Origin of the sequence: Pseudarthrobacter sulfonivorans, from assembly GCF_024391045.1 — a bacterium.
GTDB classification, from domain to species: domain Bacteria; phylum Actinomycetota; class Actinomycetes; order Actinomycetales; family Micrococcaceae; genus Arthrobacter; species Arthrobacter sulfonivorans_B.
Genome location: NZ_JANFCZ010000055.1, coordinates 1 through 800, shown reverse-complemented (window position 1 = coordinate 800; position 800 = coordinate 1). Strand labels below are relative to the sequence as shown.

The following is an 800-nucleotide window of genomic DNA, read 5'->3' as shown; positions in this document are numbered from 1 at the left end:
CCGAAAATGAACGCACCGATCGCCCCGCCCACCGCCGAACCGTAGCCGCCGGTCAGCAGGCAGCCGCCGATCACCGCCGCGATGATGTAGAGGAACTCGTTGCCCACACCCTCACCGGACTGCACCGCGTCGAAGGCGAAGAGGTTGTGCATGCCGAGGATCCAGCCGCAGAAACCGACGGCCATGAACAGTCCGATCTTGGTCTTGGTCACCGGAACACCCACCGCGCGGGCCGCGTTCGCGTCCCCGCCGGCAGCAAAGATCCAGTTCCCCACCTTCGTGCGCAGCAGCACCCAGGACGCCACGGCCACCAGGATGATCCAGAAAAACACCGTGATCTTGACCTCCACCCCGCCCACACTAACCGAGGAAGCAAACACCGCCCGGGCCGACTCGAAACCGTCCAGCTTCGAGATCGACGGGGAGGAGACGCTGCCCCCGATCAGCCGTGTCAGGGCCAGATTCAACCCGGTCAGCATCAGGAACGTCGCCAGCGTCACGATAAAGCTGGGCAGTTTCGTCTTGATCAGGATCCAGCCGTTGATAAAACCGATCCCGAGTGACACCACCAGCGCCAGCACCACACCGACCCACGCGTTCATCGAGAAATTCCAGCTGAACAGCGACGCCGTCAACGCCGAACTGATCACCGCCACACCGGTGGAAAGATCAAACTCGCCACCGATCATCAACAGCGACACCCCCACCGCCATAATCCCGATCGTGGAACTGCCGTACAGAATGGTCGCCAACGCGTTTGGCTGGGTAAAAGTCTGGGATACCAGGGCGAAGAAGATAAA

1 protein-coding gene is annotated in these 800 nt (G+C 61.5%); it reads right to left on the bottom strand.

Going from position 1 to position 800, the window contains the following annotated elements:
- On the bottom strand, positions 1-800 hold an 800-nt coding region (locus NQJ30_RS18830; RefSeq protein WP_255771846.1), incomplete at both ends, for an ABC transporter permease.